Origin of the sequence: Streptomyces sp. NPDC044571 (genome assembly GCF_040647115.1) — a bacterium.
Lineage (GTDB): Bacteria > Actinomycetota > Actinomycetes > Streptomycetales > Streptomycetaceae > Streptomyces.
This window is the reverse complement of sequence record NZ_JBEZBN010000064.1, coordinates 1-14896: the sequence shown is the minus strand read 5'-3', so window position 1 is coordinate 14896 and position 14896 is coordinate 1. Positions and strand designations below refer to the sequence as shown.

Here is a 14896-nt window from a genome sequence, read left to right as displayed (position 1 = left end):
TTCAGGAGCAGCCGTGACAGCCATCGCACTGACCGCAGACGCCCGCACCGCGCTCGACGAGCTCGTCGACCGGGACATCGCCGAGGCCGGGCTCGGCCGGGCGGAAAACCGATTCTTCAGCTTTTCCCGCGCCCACGCCACCGACGACTTCCAGGGCGCCCTCGCCGTCGCCCACCAGTGGCGCGCCATGACCAAGACCTTCATGTACACCACCCTGTCGAGCCTGGGCGTCGTCGCCCACCGGCTCGCCGGACAGGACTCCCCGCCGCGCGACGTCCTGGCCGCCTTCCAGACCATCTTCCGGGTCATCGGCGACGACCTCGACAACCTCGCCCCCGTCTTCGGCGCGGTGGCCCCCAAGGGACCCGGCGGCGCCCACTACGTGTGGTGGGAGGACGCCATCATCGACCCCGTCTCCGCCCACGTCGACGAGGCCGGCCGGGAGGCCGCCCGCCGGCTCCCCGAGGGCGTGGTGCGGCTGCTGGAGAACATGGAGCGCTTCGCGCGCTCCCCGCTCGGCGCCGCCGTCCAGCTCCGCGTCGTCGAGACCATCGCCCTCGACATCGCCGTCGGCTTCCGCCGCGTCTACGGAAAGCTGGAGACGGCCCCCGGCGAGCGGCTGTTTGCACAGCCCTCCGACCTCGCCTGGATCGACTCCCACATCAAGGCCGAGACCATGCACGCCGCCCAGGTCAGCGACGACGAGACCGGCATGACCACCCTGCTCACCACCGAGGACGAGGCCCGGGCCTTCCACGAGATGACCCGGGAGTACGCCGCGAGCTGGGCCGGCGCCCTCGACGCCTTCGCCGACTCGCTGGGCCTGCCCGCCGAGCTCCCCGCCGTCCGGGCGGCCTGACCATGGGGTCCCACCGCATCGCCGCCCTGGAGCTCGACGAGGAGCGCCTCGCCGCCGACCTCACCGTCTCCGAGGGGTTCGCGTACAACGACTCGTACGCCGACTTCGTCAGCACCGGCCTGCTGCGCAGCACCATGCTGTGGAACGGCACCGGCACCCTCGACGAGTCCGCCCTCGGCGACTACGAGGGCACCGCCCGGCCCACCCCGCACGGCCTTGCCCTGCCCTACATCAGCGAACTGATCGCGACCCTGTTCCGCACCGAACACATGAAGTTCGCCCGTTTCATGCGGCTGGCCCCCGGCAGCGTGTACGTCCCGCACCGGGACTTCCTTGAGCTGAAGGAGGACATGCTCCGCATCCACCTGCCGGTGCAGACCGACGACAACGTCTACGCCTCCGAAGAGAACACCGTCTTCCGGATGCGCCGCGGGGAGCTGTGGCGGCTGGACGCCACCCGCACCCACTCCGTCGGCTCCTTCTCCGAGGCCGACCGGGTCCACATCATCTGCGACTTCACCGCCGAGCACGTGGAGCAGGTGCTGGCCGTGGACGTCACCCCGGACCCGGACATCCCGGAGGCCAACATCGCGGCCCGCCCTCCGCTCCGAGACGCCGGCCGGCAGGCCCTGATCGGGCTCGGCGGGGTCCTCGACGCCCGCAACTACCAGGACATCCAGACCTTGCTGATCAAGCAGCACTTCCTCACCGACGTCTCCGGCGACGAGGTCTTCACCCTGCTCAAGGAGATCGCCGCGGCCGGCGGCCACGAGGAGCTCCTCAAGCGCGCGACCCGCCACGAGGAGTACTGCATGGTTCGCAGGTGATCCGGCCGCGAACCGGCCGGACCCGGCGGACCAGACCCGCACACCCGCAGCACACCCACGGCACGTGCAACACGCGCACCATTGCGCACCACGTGCACCACGCGCAAGCACCGAAGCGAACCGAAGGGGGCCGCATCCCGTGCGGTGGAACGGAATCCATGTGAATGCCTGCGCGGCCGTCCTCGGCCGCCGCGAAGAGACCCGCACCGCGGTGGCCGAGGGCCGCTACGACGAGGCGGAGGCCGCCGCCGACGGCTTCCTGTCGATCAGCGTGGCCGAGGGGACCCCGCCCGTCGAACTCGCCGTGCAGGCCGCCGACCTGGCGATGTCCCGCGCCACGGTGACGGCCCCGCAGATCGACCTCGTCGTCCACTCCAGCTGCAACCACCAGGGCCTGGACCACTTCGCCCCGGCCTCCTACGTCCAGGGCCGCACGGTCGGCGGACGGGCGGCCGCGGTCGAGGTCAAGCAGTACTCCAACGGCGGGCTGGCCGCCCTGGAGATCGCCGCGGCCTACCTGACCGCGCGCTCGGAGGACTCCGCCGCGCTGCTGACCACCAGCGACGTGTTCGCGCTGCCCAGGTTCGACCGCTACGGCTCCGACAAGGGCGTGGTCTTCGGCGACGGCGGCACCGGCCTGGTGCTCTCCCGGCGCGGCGGCGTCGCCCGGCTCCTGTCCACGGCGGTCATCAGCGACGGCACGTACGGCGCGGTCTACCTCGGCAACGCTCCCTTCGAGGAGGAGGCCGCGGGGGCCGAGGACGGCCCGGTCGACCTGCGCGGCCGCCGCGACGCCTACCTGGAGGAGAACGGCGAACTCCTCCTGAAGATCGTCCAGTCGCTCACCGAGCGGCAGCAGGAGAGCGTCACCGTCGCCCTCGCCGACGCCGGCCTCACGGCCGCCGACATCGACCGCTGGGTGCTCACCAACGTCGGACGGACCCTGGACGACGTCGACTTCCGTGCGACGTTCGGCATCGAGGACGACCGCACCCTGTGGGAATGGGGCCGCCGGGTCGGCCACATCGGCGCCGCCGACCAGATCGCGGGCCTCACCCACCTGCTGGAGACCGGCGCGGTCCGGCCCGGCGACCGGGTCGCCCTCTGCGGCATCGGCATGGGCTTCACCTACGCCTGCGCCGTCGTGGAGATCCTCGACCAGCCCGAGTGGACCCCGGCCGAGGCGTCATGACCGCCGCCGCCCCGACCGACCCGGCGCCGCCGACCTCGCCGACCTCGCCGATCCCGCCCCCGGGTGAGGAACTGCTGCGGCGGATCACCGCCCTGCGGGACGGTCCCGGCCACACCGACCGGGACCTGGCCGCCGCGCTCGGAGCCGCCGAGGACCCGCTGCTGCTCGCCGAAGCGGGCCGACTGCTGGAGGGCGTCACCGCCGACCGCTTGTCGCCCGCCCCGGTACGCCGCCCCCGCCCGCTGCGGATCGCCGTCGCCGCCACCTTCACCGCCGACGACGTCGTGCCGCTGCTGCGGGCCGCCCTGCTCGCCGCCGGCCTCGACACCGAGATCCACACCTGCCCGTACGACCGGCTCGTCCTGGAACTCACCGACCCCCACTCGGAACTGGCGGCCTTCCGGCCCGACGCCGCCCTCTGCCTGCTCGACGCGGCCGCCCTGCTGCCCCGCGACTGGGACCCCTCCCGCCTTGACGACCTCGCCGGGACCGTCCGCGGCCGGGCCGAGACCCTCGCCGGCGCGGCCGCCGGATTCGCCGCCCGGACCGGAGCGGCCGTCCTGCTGCACACCGTGCCGCTGCCCCGCCCCGACCGGGCCGCCGTGATCAGCCACCGCGGGGCCGCCGCCCTCGGCCGGCTCTGGCGCGAGGCCAACATCGCCCTGCTCGCCGCCGGGGAGACCCGCGACGGGCTCCACACCCTCGACCTGGAAGCCGCCTTGGCCGATGTGCCCGGGCCCGTCCGCGACGAACGCCGCTACCGCTTCGGCCGGATGTCCTGGACACCGCACACCGAACTGGCGTACGCCCGGGAGGCCGCGGCCTTCTGTCGGGCCGTGGCCGGGCTCGGCCGCAAGGTCCTCGTCCTCGACCTCGACAACACCCTGTGGGGCGGGGTCCTCGGGGACGACGGACCCGCCGGGATCGAACTCGGCACCCTCTACCCGGGCGACTGCTACACCGACCTCCAGCACCGCGCGCTCGCACTGCGCCGCCAGGGCGTCCTGCTCGCGGTCTGCTCGAAGAACGAACAGTCACTCGTCGACGAGGTGCTGGCCGGCCACCCGGACATGGTGCTGCGCCCCGAGGACTTCGTCGCCGTGCTCGCCGACTGGGAGCGCAAGGACCTGCGCATCGCGGCCCTGGCCGAGGAACTCGGACTGACCCCGGAGGCGTTCGTCTTCGCCGACGACAGCGCCTTCGAATGCGGCATGGTCCGCGAGGGCCTGCCCGCCGCGGCCGTGGTCCACCTCGACGGCGACCCCGCCGGACACTCCCTGAAGCTCCTTGCCCCGGCCCACTTCACCCAGCTCGGAGCCACCGCCACCGACGCCGAACGCACCGCCCTGTACCGCGACCGCCGCGCCCGCACCCGGCTGCGCACCGAGCACGCCTCGGCGGAGGACTACCTGCGCGACCTCGGCATACGGGTCACCATCGGCGAGGCGGACGCCTTCAGCCTGCCCCGCCTGGTCCAACTCGAACTGCGCACCAACCAGTTCAACCTGACGGGCCGCGTCCACGGCGATGCCGCCACCCGCCGGCTCGCCGAGTCGCCCGAGCACCTGGTCCTCGCGGTGGACGTCGCCGACCGGTTCGGCTCCGAGGGCATCGTCGGCGGCGTCTGGCTGGACCGGGGAACCGACCGCTGGGTGATCCGCAACCTCGTGCTCAGCTGCCGCGTCCTGTCCCGCGGCGTCGAGCAGGCCGTCCTGCAGTACGCGGCCGAGCGGGCACGCGCGGCCGGAGCCCCGCTCCTGGAAGGCCTCCACACCCCCACCGGCCGCAACCGGCCCGCCGCCGGCCTGTACCCCTCCGCCGGATTCGACCTCACCGACGACGGCCCCGGGCCCGACGGGAGCCTGCGCTACCTGGCCCGCCCGGAGGCGCTCGCCGCCCTCGCCCCGGACTGGATCACCCTCGACAGCAAGGAGGCACCGCACCATGTCTGAGCAGCCCGCCCCCGTCCTGATGGACACCCTGCGCCCGTTGGTCGCCCGGGTCGCCCACCACCCCGTGGAGCAGCTGGCCGCGGACACCGCCTTCACCTCCCTCGGCCGCTGGGGCAGCCTTGCCGCCATGCGGCTGCTCGCCACCGTGGAGCAGACGTACGGCGTCCAGCTCGACCTGCGGGCCTACATGCGGCTCGCCACCGTCGGCGAACTGGCAGGGGAGATCGACCGGCTCCGCACCCCGGAGACCCAGCGGGAGCAGGCCGCACCCACCCCGGCCGGGTGAGCGACCCGTGATCCTCGGGCTCGACCACATCGGCCTGGCCACCGCCGATCCCGGCCCGGCCGGCGCCCAACTGGCCGCCCTCGGACTGGCCCGCACGGACCGGGGAACCGCCGAGGCCTACGGCGTGGCCTGCGAGTTCTGGAGCCTGCCCGGCGCGGACCCCGCACCGGCCGTCGAACTGGTCTCCCCGGTCCGCGACGGCTCGGCGGTCGACGGCCGGCTGCGCGGGCAGGGCCCCGGCCTCTACCACCTCGCCTTCACCGTCGACGACCTGGAACAGGAACGCGACCGGCTGCGGACCGAGGGATTCCTCTCGCTCGACGCCCGGCCCTGCCGCGGAGCCCGGCCCGGGATGCGCGTCTCCTTCCTCTACCGGCCCGACCCCGCCGAGCTGCTGATCGAGCTCGTGCACTACTCGCCCGCAGGCTGAACCGCCGCCGTCACCCGCCGTTCGCCCGCACCGCACAGGCTCGCCGCGGCGACCCCGTCGCAACCGGCCCGTCCCCACCCCGGACGGCCCGTCTCCGTACCGCGCGCCGTACGACCCATAAGGGAGTGACCCATGAGCACCGCCCAGACGCCCGCCCCCCGCCCCCGCACGCAGCGCCCGCGCCGCTACCTGATGTGCCGCCCCGCGCACTTCGAGGTGGTCTACGCGATCAACCCCTGGATGGACCCCGACAAGCCGGTGGACGCCGCCCTCGCCGTCCTCCAGTGGGAGCGGCTGCGCGAGCTCTACCGCGACCTCGGGCACACCGTCGACCTGATCGACCCCGTCCCGGGCCTGCCCGACATGGTGTACGCCGCCAACGGCGCCACCGTCGTCGACGGCCGGGTCCTCGGCGCCCGCTTCCGCAACGCCGAGCGCTTCCCCGAGGGGGCCGCGTACCTGGACTGGTTCCGCTCCCAGGGCTTCCCCGAAGTCCACGACCCGGAGTTCGTCAACGAGGGCGAGGGCGACTTCCTGGTCACCGCGAGCTTCGTGCTCGCCGGCTACGGCTTCCGCAGCGACCAGCGCAGCCACCAGGAGGCGGAGGCCTTCTTCGGACGGCCCGTCATCAGCCTGGAACTCGTCGACCCGCGCTACTACCACCTCGACACGGCCCTGGCGGTCCTCGACGGTGACGAGATCATGTACCACCCGGAGGCCTTCGCCCCCGGCAGCCGCGCCCTGCTGGAAACGCTGTTCCCCGAGGCGCTGAAGGTCTCCGCCGAGGACGCGGCCGTCTTCGGACTGAACGCCGTCAGCGACGGCCTCAACGTGGTGCTCCCCGAGGCCGCCGAGGGCCTGGCCGCCGAGCTGCGGGCCCGCGGCTTCCGGCCCATCGGCATGGATCTGTCCGAACTCCTCAAGGGCGGCGGCAGCGTCAAGTGCTGCACCCTCGAAATCCGGCCATGAGAACCCTCAGCGCCTGCACCACGCCCGCCCGCACGACCCCCGCCCGCACGACCCCCGCCCGCACCACGCCCGCCTACACCACGCCCGCGCACCCGGACGACGAGAAGGAACCCCACTCATGGATGTCATGACGGCGATACTCACCCGGCGCAGCGAGCAGGTCCTCGACGGGCCCTCGCCCAGCGACGACGAATTCACCTACCTCGTCCAGGGCGCGAGCTCCGCCCCCGACCACGGCCGGCTGCGGCCCTGGCGCTGGGTGCTGCTGCGCGGCGACGACCGCGACGTCCTCGGCCGCGCCCTCGCCGACGAGGACGGCGCGGACGAGACCGCGGCCCGGCAGCTGACGGCCAAGCTGCGCCGGGCCCCGCTGACCGCAGCCCTGGTCTTCTCCCCGCACACGGGCCACCGGGTCCCGGAGTGGGAGCAGCTCGCCGCCGCCAGCTGCATGGCGCACTCCCTGATGCTCCTGCTGCACGCCCGCGGCTACGGCAGCATCTGGCGCACCGGCCGACTGGCCCGTTCCGCCGCTGCCTGCGCCGTCCTCGGCCTGCGGGAGGACGAACAGCTGCTCGGCTCCCTGGACATCGGCACCCCGGACCCGGCGAACGTCCGTACCCGGCGACCCCTGGAGGACGTCAGCGCCCGCATCAGCCGCTTCCGCGAGCCGGTCCCGTACGCGGGCGCCCCGGTCGCGGCCGGCAGCCGCGCGGCCTGAGCGGCGGAGCGCGGACATGACCGCTGCCGCCGTACCGGCGCGGGCGCCCGTACGCGCCCCCGCGCCGACCGGACTCCTGGTGCCGCGGCCGCTGCCGGCGGGCGGCGGGCCGCTGCCGGGCCGCCCGGTCGCGCCGCCGCCCGGAGCGCCGCCGCAGCTGTGGCTGCTGCGGGCGTCGGAGCAGCCGCTGCGCCCGGACTCGGCCACCCCGCTGCGGGGCGAAGAGGCCGCCCGCCGCGCCCGGTTCGTCCATCCGCGCGACCGGCACCGCTACACGGCGGGACGCCTGGGGCTGCGCCGACTGCTCGGCGCGTACCTGGGACAGGAACCGGACGAGGTGGTGCTCGTCCGCCAGCCCTGCACGGTGTGCGGCGGCCCCTCCGGGCGACCCGCACCGGCCGTGCCGGGCCTGCACTTCTCGCTCTCCCGCAGTGCGGACCTGGTGTTGTACGCGGTCGGTCGGACGCCGGTGGGCGTCGACGTCGAGGCGTCGTCGCCCACCGACGTGGACGACGCAGTACGGGACCTGCTGCACCCGCAGGAGCGGGCGGAGCTCGACGTGCTGGAGCCGGCCGCGCGCCGGGAGGCGTTCCTGCGCTGCTGGACGAGGAAGGAGGCGTACCTCAAGGGCATCGGGGCCGGCCTCGCCCATGGCATCGACGGGAACTACCTCGGCACCGGTGCCTTCCCGCCGTCCCGGCCGCCCGCGGCCGGGTGGACCGTGCTCGACGTGGACGCGGGGGAGGGCGGCCACGCGGCAGTGGCATTTTCGGCCACGCCATACCACATAGCGGACGGGCAGTAGTACTGTCTGCCGAATTCGGCGTCCCACGGTCACCAGCTTCCCCGTGACCGGTGCTCCGCACCCCTGAGCCCACGTGGGGCGCCCACGGGCCCACCCCCTGTGGAAGGAGCAGATCTTGCTGGAAGCACTCGGTCTGGGACCGGCGGTCGAAGCCGTGTACCGGCTGTTACTCGCCCAGCCGGAATGGGGCGTCCAGCAGGTGGCGGGGCACCTGGGCCTCTCCGAATCGGCGGTCCGCGCCGCCCTGGACGAACTGGCCGATCTCCACCTGCTCCAACCGAGCAGGGCGGAGGGGGAGTTCCTGACGGTCAGCCCGGAAGTCGGCCTGGGCGTGCTGTTGAACCGCAATGAGCTGGAACTCAGCGCGAAGCAGCGGCAGTTGGAGGCGGCCCGGGCCTCCGTGGCGGCGCTCGTCAGCCAGTTCAGCAGCCGGCAGCACGCTCCGGAGGTGGTCCAGCAGCTGTTCGGACTGGAGACGGTGCGCCGACGGCTGGAGCAGCTCGCCGAGACCGCCCGGACCGAGTGCCTGTCCTTCTTCCCCGGGGGTGCGCAGAAGCCCGACGTCATGGAGTCGAGCAAGCCGCTGGACCAGATGGCGCTGGAGCGGGGGGTGGTCCTGCGCACCCTCTATCAGGACAGCTTCCGCAAGGATCCGGACACGTTCGAATACGTGCGCTGGCTGTCCTCGCTGGGCGGCGAGACCCGGACGGTGCCCACCCTGCCCATGCTGATGGTCATCGTCGACCGCGAGGTCGCCCTGGTGCCCATCGACCCGGAGGACGGCCGCCAAGGCGCCCTGGAGATCCGCAGCAGGGGCGTGGTGGAGGCCTTGCGCGTCCTCTTCACCCGGTTCTGGGACTCCGGCCTGCCCTGGCACGAGCAGGACAACCCCGACAGCACGGGCCTGTCCCGCCGCGAGCGCGAACTCCTCTACCTGCTGGCCAGCGGACACACCGACGAGGCCATAGGGAAGAAGCTCGGTCTCTCCCTGCGGACGGTACGGCGCACCGCGTCCGGCCTGATCGGCCGCCTCGGGGCCCGCAGCCGATTCGAGGCGGGAGTCCTGGCGGCCCGCGCCGGCTGGCTCTCCTGAACGGGGCGTACCTGGTGGTCAAGGACGGGAACCGGAAAGAAGGTCGTGGAGGGTCGCCTTTCGGCCGGCCCAGAGCAGCAGGGCGCTCCTGTCGATGGTCGGGATCCGGTGGCGCTGCGCGAAGGAGCGGGCGTCCTTCGTGAAACCGCCGTTGGTCACGACCAACGCCGCCGTGGCACCGTGTTCCGCCAGGGCCGTTCCGTTCACCTGGTACATGGTGGGTGCGCCGACGTTGCTGCTTCTGCCGGTGCTGGTGTGCTTGCACTGGACGGCGACGTAGACGCCTTCCCGGTCCACGGCGAGGACGTCCGCCGCGCGGTCGTTGGCGTGTCCACCGCGCCGCACGATGCCCCAGCCGCTGTATTCGAGGAGCGACGCCACGAACAGCTCGAAGTCGGCCGGCGTGAGCGCGTCGATCTCCTCGGCGGTCAACAGGAGCGAGTCGTGGGTGGGGAAGCGGAACCCGGTCGGCACCAAGGCACGCGGCGCAGTGTCCGCCTGGCCGCGGAGCCGGTCGAATTCCCCGGGGTCGGGGACGAGGAAGAAATGGGCGTGGTCGAGGTAGACCGGAGCCCGGCTGATGGCGTGGAGCCGGTAACCACGGGTGAGGGGAGTGCACTCGTGTACGACGTGCGGCCGGCCGTCCGGCCCCAGGATGTGGTCCCCCTTCGCCAGGGCGACCAGGGTCACGGGCCTGGGGACGAGCCCGGGGATGCAGGTGGTGGTGTCGCCCGTGAGGTGCCAGGCCAGGGGCCAGCCGTGCTGCGAGCCCAACGTGACGAAGCGATGCCGACCGCGGATCAGGGGCTTGCCGCACAGCGAGCAGTCAGCGGTGAACTTCTTCTGCGGCGCCTTCGGATCGTCCGTGACGGGTTTGACGCCGGAGTGGAAGGCGGCTGGTATGTCGGACACGAAGTTCCCAGGGATTGAAGAGAGGCATCGACAGGGGGACCCGCCGGCGTGACTACGGGGAGGCGCTGGGCTCTCAGTCCCACCAGAAGGTCCAGCTGTCCTTGTGGACGAGCTCCTTGGCGTACGCCTCCAGCCCCCCGGCGCCGCGCTGCAGGACGTTGTCCGGGCAGAACGCCAGGTGCTCCGCCGCGATCCGCTCGGCCAGGGCCAGAGTGGTGGGCGGCATGGCCACGGACACCGTGAGAACGTCGAAACCCAGGCCGACGACACGTATGCCGAAGCGCTCCTCCCACGAGCGCAGGACCGCACACAGGCGCGCGGAGTCGTTCTCGTGGTTCAACGGGCCCGCCCAGCCGATCGCCGCCGGGATGTCGGCGCTGCGGCGGGCGGGTACGAGTGTGAGATGTGGATCCTGGAACCAGGAGGAGCGCGCGGCGCTCAGCGCGTCCGCGGTCCGGGCCGCCCGCACCTCCGGCGTAGCGGTGGCGACGGCCGCCCCGCCCTCGGCGAGTCCCGGCCAGCCCTCGCCCTCGGCCGCATACTCCTGCCAGTACTCGGCGAGCACCTCGTCGGGGTCGTGATCCCCCGGGTACGACACCTCGCCGGGCATCAACTCCCAATCCTCCGGGCCGCCCTGCGACCCGCCGAGATCCACGAGCACGGGCAGCAGCCCGGCCCGCGCCGCCGGAACGCCCAGCCTGGACCAGGCTCCCGGAGAGGCCGGCTTGTCGGCACGCCACAGCAGGGGCTCGTACCAGGGCCCGTCCTCGGTCGCGTCTATGAGGCGCCCCGGGGGCAGCTGAAGACCGAGGGACCGGCCGCTCGGGTCGGTGGCCAGCCTGGGCAGGGGGTTGGGAAGTGTCGCCATGTCAAAGACCGTAAGGGCAGCCACTGACAACGGCGTGATGACGGTCGGCCCTCCGGAAGGAGCAGGAGCGCCGGCGGTGGCGGGGCTACCGTCCGCCGGGGGCGGTCAGTGCGTGCAACCGGGCGCGCAGGGCGGTCAGCCGGATGCGCAGTCGTTGCGGCGGTGTGGGCGGCAGGCTGCGGGACGTGCCGCGCGCGTAGTACCGCTCGACGTGGTATTGGCCCCCGCTCAGCACGGTCGTGACGGCGATGTACCAGAGGGTGGCGACCATCAGCAGCGGGATCACCTGGTAGTTCTGGTTGTAGACCAGTTGTACCGAGTACAGCAGGTCGTGCACGGCCAGCACGCTGACGACGCTGGTGCCCTTGAGCGTGCCGATCAGCATGTTCCCGGCGGTCGGCACGATCGACCGCATCGCCTGGGGAACGACGATCCGGCGCAGGGTACGGCCCCTGCTCAGGCCGAGCGCCTGTGCGGCCTCGATCTGGCCGGGCTCCACGGAGAGGATGCCGCCGCGCACCACCTCGGCGGCGTACGCGGATTCGTGCAGGGTCAGGCCGATGACCGCGGTGAGGGTCGGGCCGAGCAGGTTCACCGTCTTGACGGTCACGAGCTGGGGGCCGTACGGGATGCCGAGGCCGAGCGTGGGGTACAGGGCGCCGATGTTGAACCAGAACAACAGCTGCACCAGCAGCGGGGTGGACCGGAAGATCCACACGTAACCCCAACTCAGCGTCCGCAACACCGGATTGGCGGACAGACGCATGACCGCCAGCACGGTGCCGAACAGGAAGCCGAGCACCATCACCGCGCCGGTCAGCCACAGGGTGAGCAGCAGCCCGTCGAGCACGGCGGCGGTGGTGAAGTACCGCCCCACCACGTCCCATTGAAAGGCTTCGTTACGGACGACGGAAGCCAGCACCATCGCGAAGACCAGCAGCGCGGCGGCAGCGGACAGCCGGCGGCCGATGCGCCGGCGCGGCACGATCGGTGGCAGCTCGGTCCGGTCGGCCGCCCTGGCGCGGGCGGCGGTGGTGACGGCTACGTCGGCGAGATCGGAGATATCGGAGACATCGGAGACATCGGGCGGGGTGGCCATGGGTGGCTCTCCAGGGAAGGGGCGCGGGCGGGGATGACCACCCGGCGGCACGGCACGCGGAAACGCCGGCACAGACTCCGCGCGCATGCGGATGCGGTGCTGCCGGGAACGGATAATCGTGTCGTCACGCTCGCCGCGTCCCTCAACGCGGACGGAGGGGCTGCCGTGCGTGCGGAGCCGCTCCGTCGTCGATCGTATGCGCCTACGGCCCGGCCGTGTCAACCACGCGAGGCCTGGCCGGCCGAGGCCGTCCGGCATCCGGGCCGTTGCTTGACGAAGAGCCGCATGTACTGCTCAAGTAGTCGCATGAATGCCCATCAGCGCCTGGTCTCGCGCGACTACATCGACTTCGGTCGCGTGTGGTCCGCGGCGTGTTGCGCCTGACGCGGCAGTGGGCTGTCTGATCGGCCCGTCCCTCCCTCGATGACCCCGTCGCGGGCCGAGATCCCCCTTCGCACCACCCCCGGACGCGGGCAGTGAGCCGTACGAGGCATGCTGCCGCGGGCCGGGGCGTGCGCTGCCGCCGCCCGGATTCTCCCGACGCCCTGCGTCGTCACGCCCGCATCACCCCGTACAGGCGCCTTTGACGGCTCGCCACATCCCGGCTGTCACAGCCGCTGTTCAGGCATGCCCCCTGCACGATCGTCTCCGCACCCTGCCCCGCAACGGAAAGGCCTTCCCGCTGTGAACCTCCCCGGGAACGGGATCCGCACCCGCCTGCGCACCACCGCCGCCCTCGCCCTCCTGCCCCTCCTGGCGCTGACCGCCTGCGGCTCCGGTGGCGGAGCCCCGGCCGTGGCGGGTGCCCAGGTCTCCTCCGCACCGGCCGACGACCCCGTCGCCGGCGTACAGACCGTGGACTCGATCGCCGCCCTGCTGCCCCCGGAGGTCCGCAAGGCGGGCACCCTGCGGGTCGGCAGCTCCGTCGGATCCCCTCCCGCGGCGTACTACCCGAACGGGCAGGACAAGCCGCCCGCCGGCCAAGACATCGACATCGCCGACGCGGCGGCCAAGGTCCTCGGCGTGAAGCTGGAGCGCCAGGACGCCTCCTTCGAGACGATCCTGCCCGCACTCGGCAGCGGCAAGTACGACTTCGGCACGGGCAACTTCGGGGTCACCACCGAACGCCTGAAGACCATCGACTTCGTCACCTACATCAACGACGGGCAGGGGTTCGCGGTCAAGACGGGCAACACCAAACTGACCACGCAGGTCTCCGACCTCACCCAGCTGTGCGGACTGACCATCGGCACCGGCGCGGGCACGACGTTCGAGAAGACCCTCACAGCGCAGGAGGGCGTCTGCGCCGCGGCCGGCAAGAAGCCGTACGAGGTCAAGGTCTTCTCGGAGAGCGGGGCCGTCACCACCGCCCTCCGGCAGGGCCGGATCGACGTCGTCATGTCGACGATCAACGGCCTGCGCCACCAGGCCGCACAGCCCGCCGCGCAGACCTCCTTCCTGGGCGAGTACCACCGCCTCGACGTCGGATTCGCCTTCAAGAAGGGCTCCCCGCTCACCCCCGCCCTCCAGGCCGCCGTCAACGAGCTGATCAGGAACGGCACCTACGCGCGGATCCTGAAGAAGTGGGGCACCACCGCCTCCGCGATCGACGCGTCGCAGATCAACCCGGCCGAGCACACGTGAGGGGGGAGTCCGTGAGCGACGTCATGGTCGAGGTGCGCGGTGTCCACAAGAGCTTCGGGCCACTGGAAGTGCTGCGCGGCGTCGACCTCACGGTCCGCGCCGGCGAAGTCACCGTGGTCCTCGGCCCCTCCGGCTCGGGGAAGTCCACGCTCCTGCGCACCATCAACCACTTGGAGAAGGTGAACCGCGGCTGGATCAGCGTCGACGGCGATCTCGTCGGCTACCGCCGCTCCCGCGGCAAGCTCTACGAGCTGAAGGAGAAGGAAGTTCTGCGGCAGCGCACCCGCATCGGGTTCGTCTTCCAGAACTTCAACCTCTTCCCGCACCTCACCGTGCTGGACAACCTCGTCGAGGCCCCGGTCTCCGTGCTGCGCCGCCCGCGGCAGGAGGCGGAGGCGACGGCCCGCCGGCTGCTGGACCGCGTCGGCCTCGCCGACAAGGCCGACGCCTACCCGCTGCAGCTGTCCGGCGGGCAGCAGCAGCGCGTGGCCATCGCCCGCGCGCTCGCCCTCGAACCCAAGGTACTGCTCTTCGACGAGCCGACCTCGGCACTCGACCCGGAGCTGGTCGGTGAGGTCCTGGACGTCATCAAGGACCTGGCCGGCGCCGGGACCACCATGATCGTCGTGACGCACGAGATCGGCTTCGCCCGCGAGGTCGCCGACACCGTCGTGTTCATGGACGGCGGAGCCGTCGTCGAACAGGGGCCGCCCGCGGCCGTCCTGGACGCTCCGCAGCACGCCCGCACCCGCGCCTTCCTCTCCAAGGTCCTCTGACCGCGCGCGTTCCTCGTCATGCGCGCGTGGGGTGCCACAGTGGGCGGGCGCAAGCCGCCTTCGGCCGGCCCGTCGTGGTGGAGCCGTCGTACGGGCCGGGGCGGTCCGGTGTGGCGCGAGCAGGAGGGCGGAAACGGTGCGAGATGCCCGGTGGGGATCCCGTGCGAAGACGTGATGCGTGATTACCGTCGCGCCCAGGCGATCGGACACAGAGCGCTCGCCGGCCTGCCCGGATCGAGGTGGCGGCGCTCGGTGAGAGGGCTTCCAGCTGCCGTGCCGATGAGGTCGGGGTGGGGGTGGAGCGGGTCCGTGTACGGCATGTGAAGAGTGCGACTCCGCTCGAACGGATCTCGCCGGGTGACCGGCCACTGATCAGCTCTTGACCTGCAGGCCGCGGGTGCGGAGTACCCGGCGTTCGATGGGGCTGAAGATGAGGAGGTCGATGGCGATGCCGACGATGAGGATC

The 14896-nt window shown here is 72.4% G+C and carries 16 protein-coding genes and 1 pseudogene; 13 read left to right on the top strand and 4 right to left on the bottom strand.

Going from position 1 to position 14896, the window contains the following annotated elements:
- Positions 1–13 precede the first annotated feature (13 nt).
- From AB0B01_RS26585 to AB0B01_RS26535, 11 genes are all read left to right on the top strand, one after another.
- Positions 14–859, top strand: coding sequence for a DUF6202 family protein (locus AB0B01_RS26585; protein ID WP_361724017.1), 846 nt, complete (start codon positions 14–16; stop codon positions 857–859).
- Positions 860–861: 2 nt separating this feature from the next.
- A complete protein-coding gene (locus tag AB0B01_RS26580; protein WP_361724014.1) occupies positions 862–1686 on the top strand; it encodes an aspartyl/asparaginyl beta-hydroxylase domain-containing protein in 825 nt (274 codons plus the stop codon).
- 139 nt (positions 1687–1825) lie between these two features.
- A complete protein-coding gene (locus tag AB0B01_RS26575; protein WP_361724011.1) occupies positions 1826–2878 on the top strand; it encodes a ketoacyl-ACP synthase III family protein in 1053 nt (350 codons plus the stop codon).
- Positions 2875–4830 carry an HAD-IIIC family phosphatase gene (locus tag AB0B01_RS26570; RefSeq protein WP_361724008.1) on the top strand — a complete coding sequence of 652 codons (1956 nt, stop codon included), beginning with the start codon at positions 2875–2877 and terminating at the stop codon, positions 4828–4830. Before AB0B01_RS26575 ends, AB0B01_RS26570 begins: the two co-directional genes overlap by 4 nt.
- Positions 4823–5116, top strand: a complete 294-nt coding sequence (locus tag AB0B01_RS26565; RefSeq protein WP_361724005.1) for an acyl carrier protein — start codon at positions 4823–4825, stop codon at positions 5114–5116. Before AB0B01_RS26570 ends, AB0B01_RS26565 begins: the two co-directional genes overlap by 8 nt.
- Positions 5117–5123: 7 nt before the next feature.
- Positions 5124–5546 carry a VOC family protein gene (locus tag AB0B01_RS26560; RefSeq protein WP_361724002.1) on the top strand — a complete coding sequence of 141 codons (423 nt, stop codon included), beginning with the start codon at positions 5124–5126 and terminating at the stop codon, positions 5544–5546.
- A 132-nt stretch (positions 5547–5678) separates the two neighbouring features.
- Positions 5679–6515, top strand: a complete 837-nt coding sequence (gene ddaH, locus AB0B01_RS26555; RefSeq protein ID WP_361723999.1) for a dimethylargininase — start codon at positions 5679–5681, stop codon at positions 6513–6515.
- Positions 6512–6646 (top strand): hypothetical protein, encoded by a 135-nt coding sequence (locus AB0B01_RS26550; protein WP_361723996.1) that lies wholly within the window; start codon positions 6512–6514, stop codon positions 6644–6646. Before ddaH ends, AB0B01_RS26550 begins: the two co-directional genes overlap by 4 nt.
- Complete coding sequence (locus tag AB0B01_RS26545; protein ID WP_361723993.1) at positions 6634–7233, top strand: nitroreductase; 600 nt, start codon at positions 6634–6636, stop codon at positions 7231–7233. The genes AB0B01_RS26550 and AB0B01_RS26545 overlap by 13 nt, the downstream gene beginning before the upstream one ends.
- A 16-nt stretch (positions 7234–7249) precedes the next feature.
- Positions 7250–8038, top strand: coding sequence for a 4'-phosphopantetheinyl transferase superfamily protein (locus AB0B01_RS26540; RefSeq protein ID WP_361723990.1), 789 nt, complete (start codon positions 7250–7252; stop codon positions 8036–8038).
- Between the two features lie 115 nt (positions 8039–8153).
- Positions 8154–9131, top strand: a complete 978-nt coding sequence (locus tag AB0B01_RS26535; RefSeq protein ID WP_361723987.1) for a helix-turn-helix transcriptional regulator — start codon at positions 8154–8156, stop codon at positions 9129–9131.
- Positions 9132–9149: 18 nt separating this feature from the next.
- Here the strand turns inward: AB0B01_RS26535 and AB0B01_RS26530 are convergent, their stop codons facing one another.
- From AB0B01_RS26530 to AB0B01_RS26520, 3 genes are all read right to left on the bottom strand, one after another.
- Complete coding sequence (locus tag AB0B01_RS26530; protein WP_361723984.1) at positions 9150–10043, bottom strand: restriction endonuclease; 894 nt, start codon at positions 10041–10043, stop codon at positions 9150–9152.
- Positions 10044–10116: 73 nt separating this feature from the next.
- Positions 10117–10911 carry a DUF4253 domain-containing protein gene (locus tag AB0B01_RS26525; RefSeq protein ID WP_361723981.1) on the bottom strand — a complete coding sequence of 265 codons (795 nt, stop codon included), beginning with the start codon at positions 10909–10911 and terminating at the stop codon, positions 10117–10119.
- 85 nt (positions 10912–10996) lie between these two features.
- Positions 10997–12010: an amino acid ABC transporter permease gene (locus AB0B01_RS26520; RefSeq protein WP_361723978.1), complete on the bottom strand. Its 1014-nt coding sequence runs from the start codon at positions 12008–12010 to the stop codon at positions 10997–10999.
- A 684-nt stretch (positions 12011–12694) separates the two neighbouring features.
- Between AB0B01_RS26520 and AB0B01_RS26515 the strand changes: the two genes are divergently transcribed.
- Positions 12695–13654 carry an ABC transporter substrate-binding protein gene (locus AB0B01_RS26515; protein ID WP_361723975.1) on the top strand — a complete coding sequence of 320 codons (960 nt, stop codon included), beginning with the start codon at positions 12695–12697 and terminating at the stop codon, positions 13652–13654.
- Positions 13655–13665: 11 nt separating this feature from the next.
- On the top strand, positions 13666–14430 hold the full coding sequence (locus AB0B01_RS26510; RefSeq protein WP_361723972.1) for an amino acid ABC transporter ATP-binding protein: 765 nt from the start codon (positions 13666–13668) through the stop codon (positions 14428–14430).
- Between the two features lie 372 nt (positions 14431–14802).
- On the opposite strand, the pseudogene AB0B01_RS26505 reads toward AB0B01_RS26510, so the two are convergent.
- Positions 14803–14896, bottom strand: a pseudogene (locus AB0B01_RS26505) (ABC transporter permease); the annotation flags it as partial.

Coding starts and splice junctions, on each gene's coding strand:
- AB0B01_RS26580 (WP_361724014.1), top strand. CDS start 862: ATGGGGTCCCACCGCATCGCCGCCCTGGAGCTCGACGAGGAGCGCCTC.
- AB0B01_RS26570 (WP_361724008.1), top strand. CDS start 2,875: ATGACCGCCGCCGCCCCGACCGACCCGGCGCCGCCGACCTCGCCGACC.
- AB0B01_RS26565 (WP_361724005.1), top strand. CDS start 4,823: ATGTCTGAGCAGCCCGCCCCCGTCCTGATGGACACCCTGCGCCCGTTG.
- ddaH (WP_361723999.1), top strand. CDS start 5,679: ATGAGCACCGCCCAGACGCCCGCCCCCCGCCCCCGCACGCAGCGCCCG.
- AB0B01_RS26550 (WP_361723996.1), top strand. CDS start 6,512: ATGAGAACCCTCAGCGCCTGCACCACGCCCGCCCGCACGACCCCCGCC.
- AB0B01_RS26545 (WP_361723993.1), top strand. CDS start 6,634: ATGGATGTCATGACGGCGATACTCACCCGGCGCAGCGAGCAGGTCCTC.
- AB0B01_RS26540 (WP_361723990.1), top strand. CDS start 7,250: ATGACCGCTGCCGCCGTACCGGCGCGGGCGCCCGTACGCGCCCCCGCG.
- AB0B01_RS26525 (WP_361723981.1), bottom strand. CDS start 10,911: ATGGCGACACTTCCCAACCCCCTGCCCAGGCTGGCCACCGACCCGAGC.
- AB0B01_RS26520 (WP_361723978.1), bottom strand. CDS start 12,010: ATGGCCACCCCGCCCGATGTCTCCGATGTCTCCGATATCTCCGATCTC.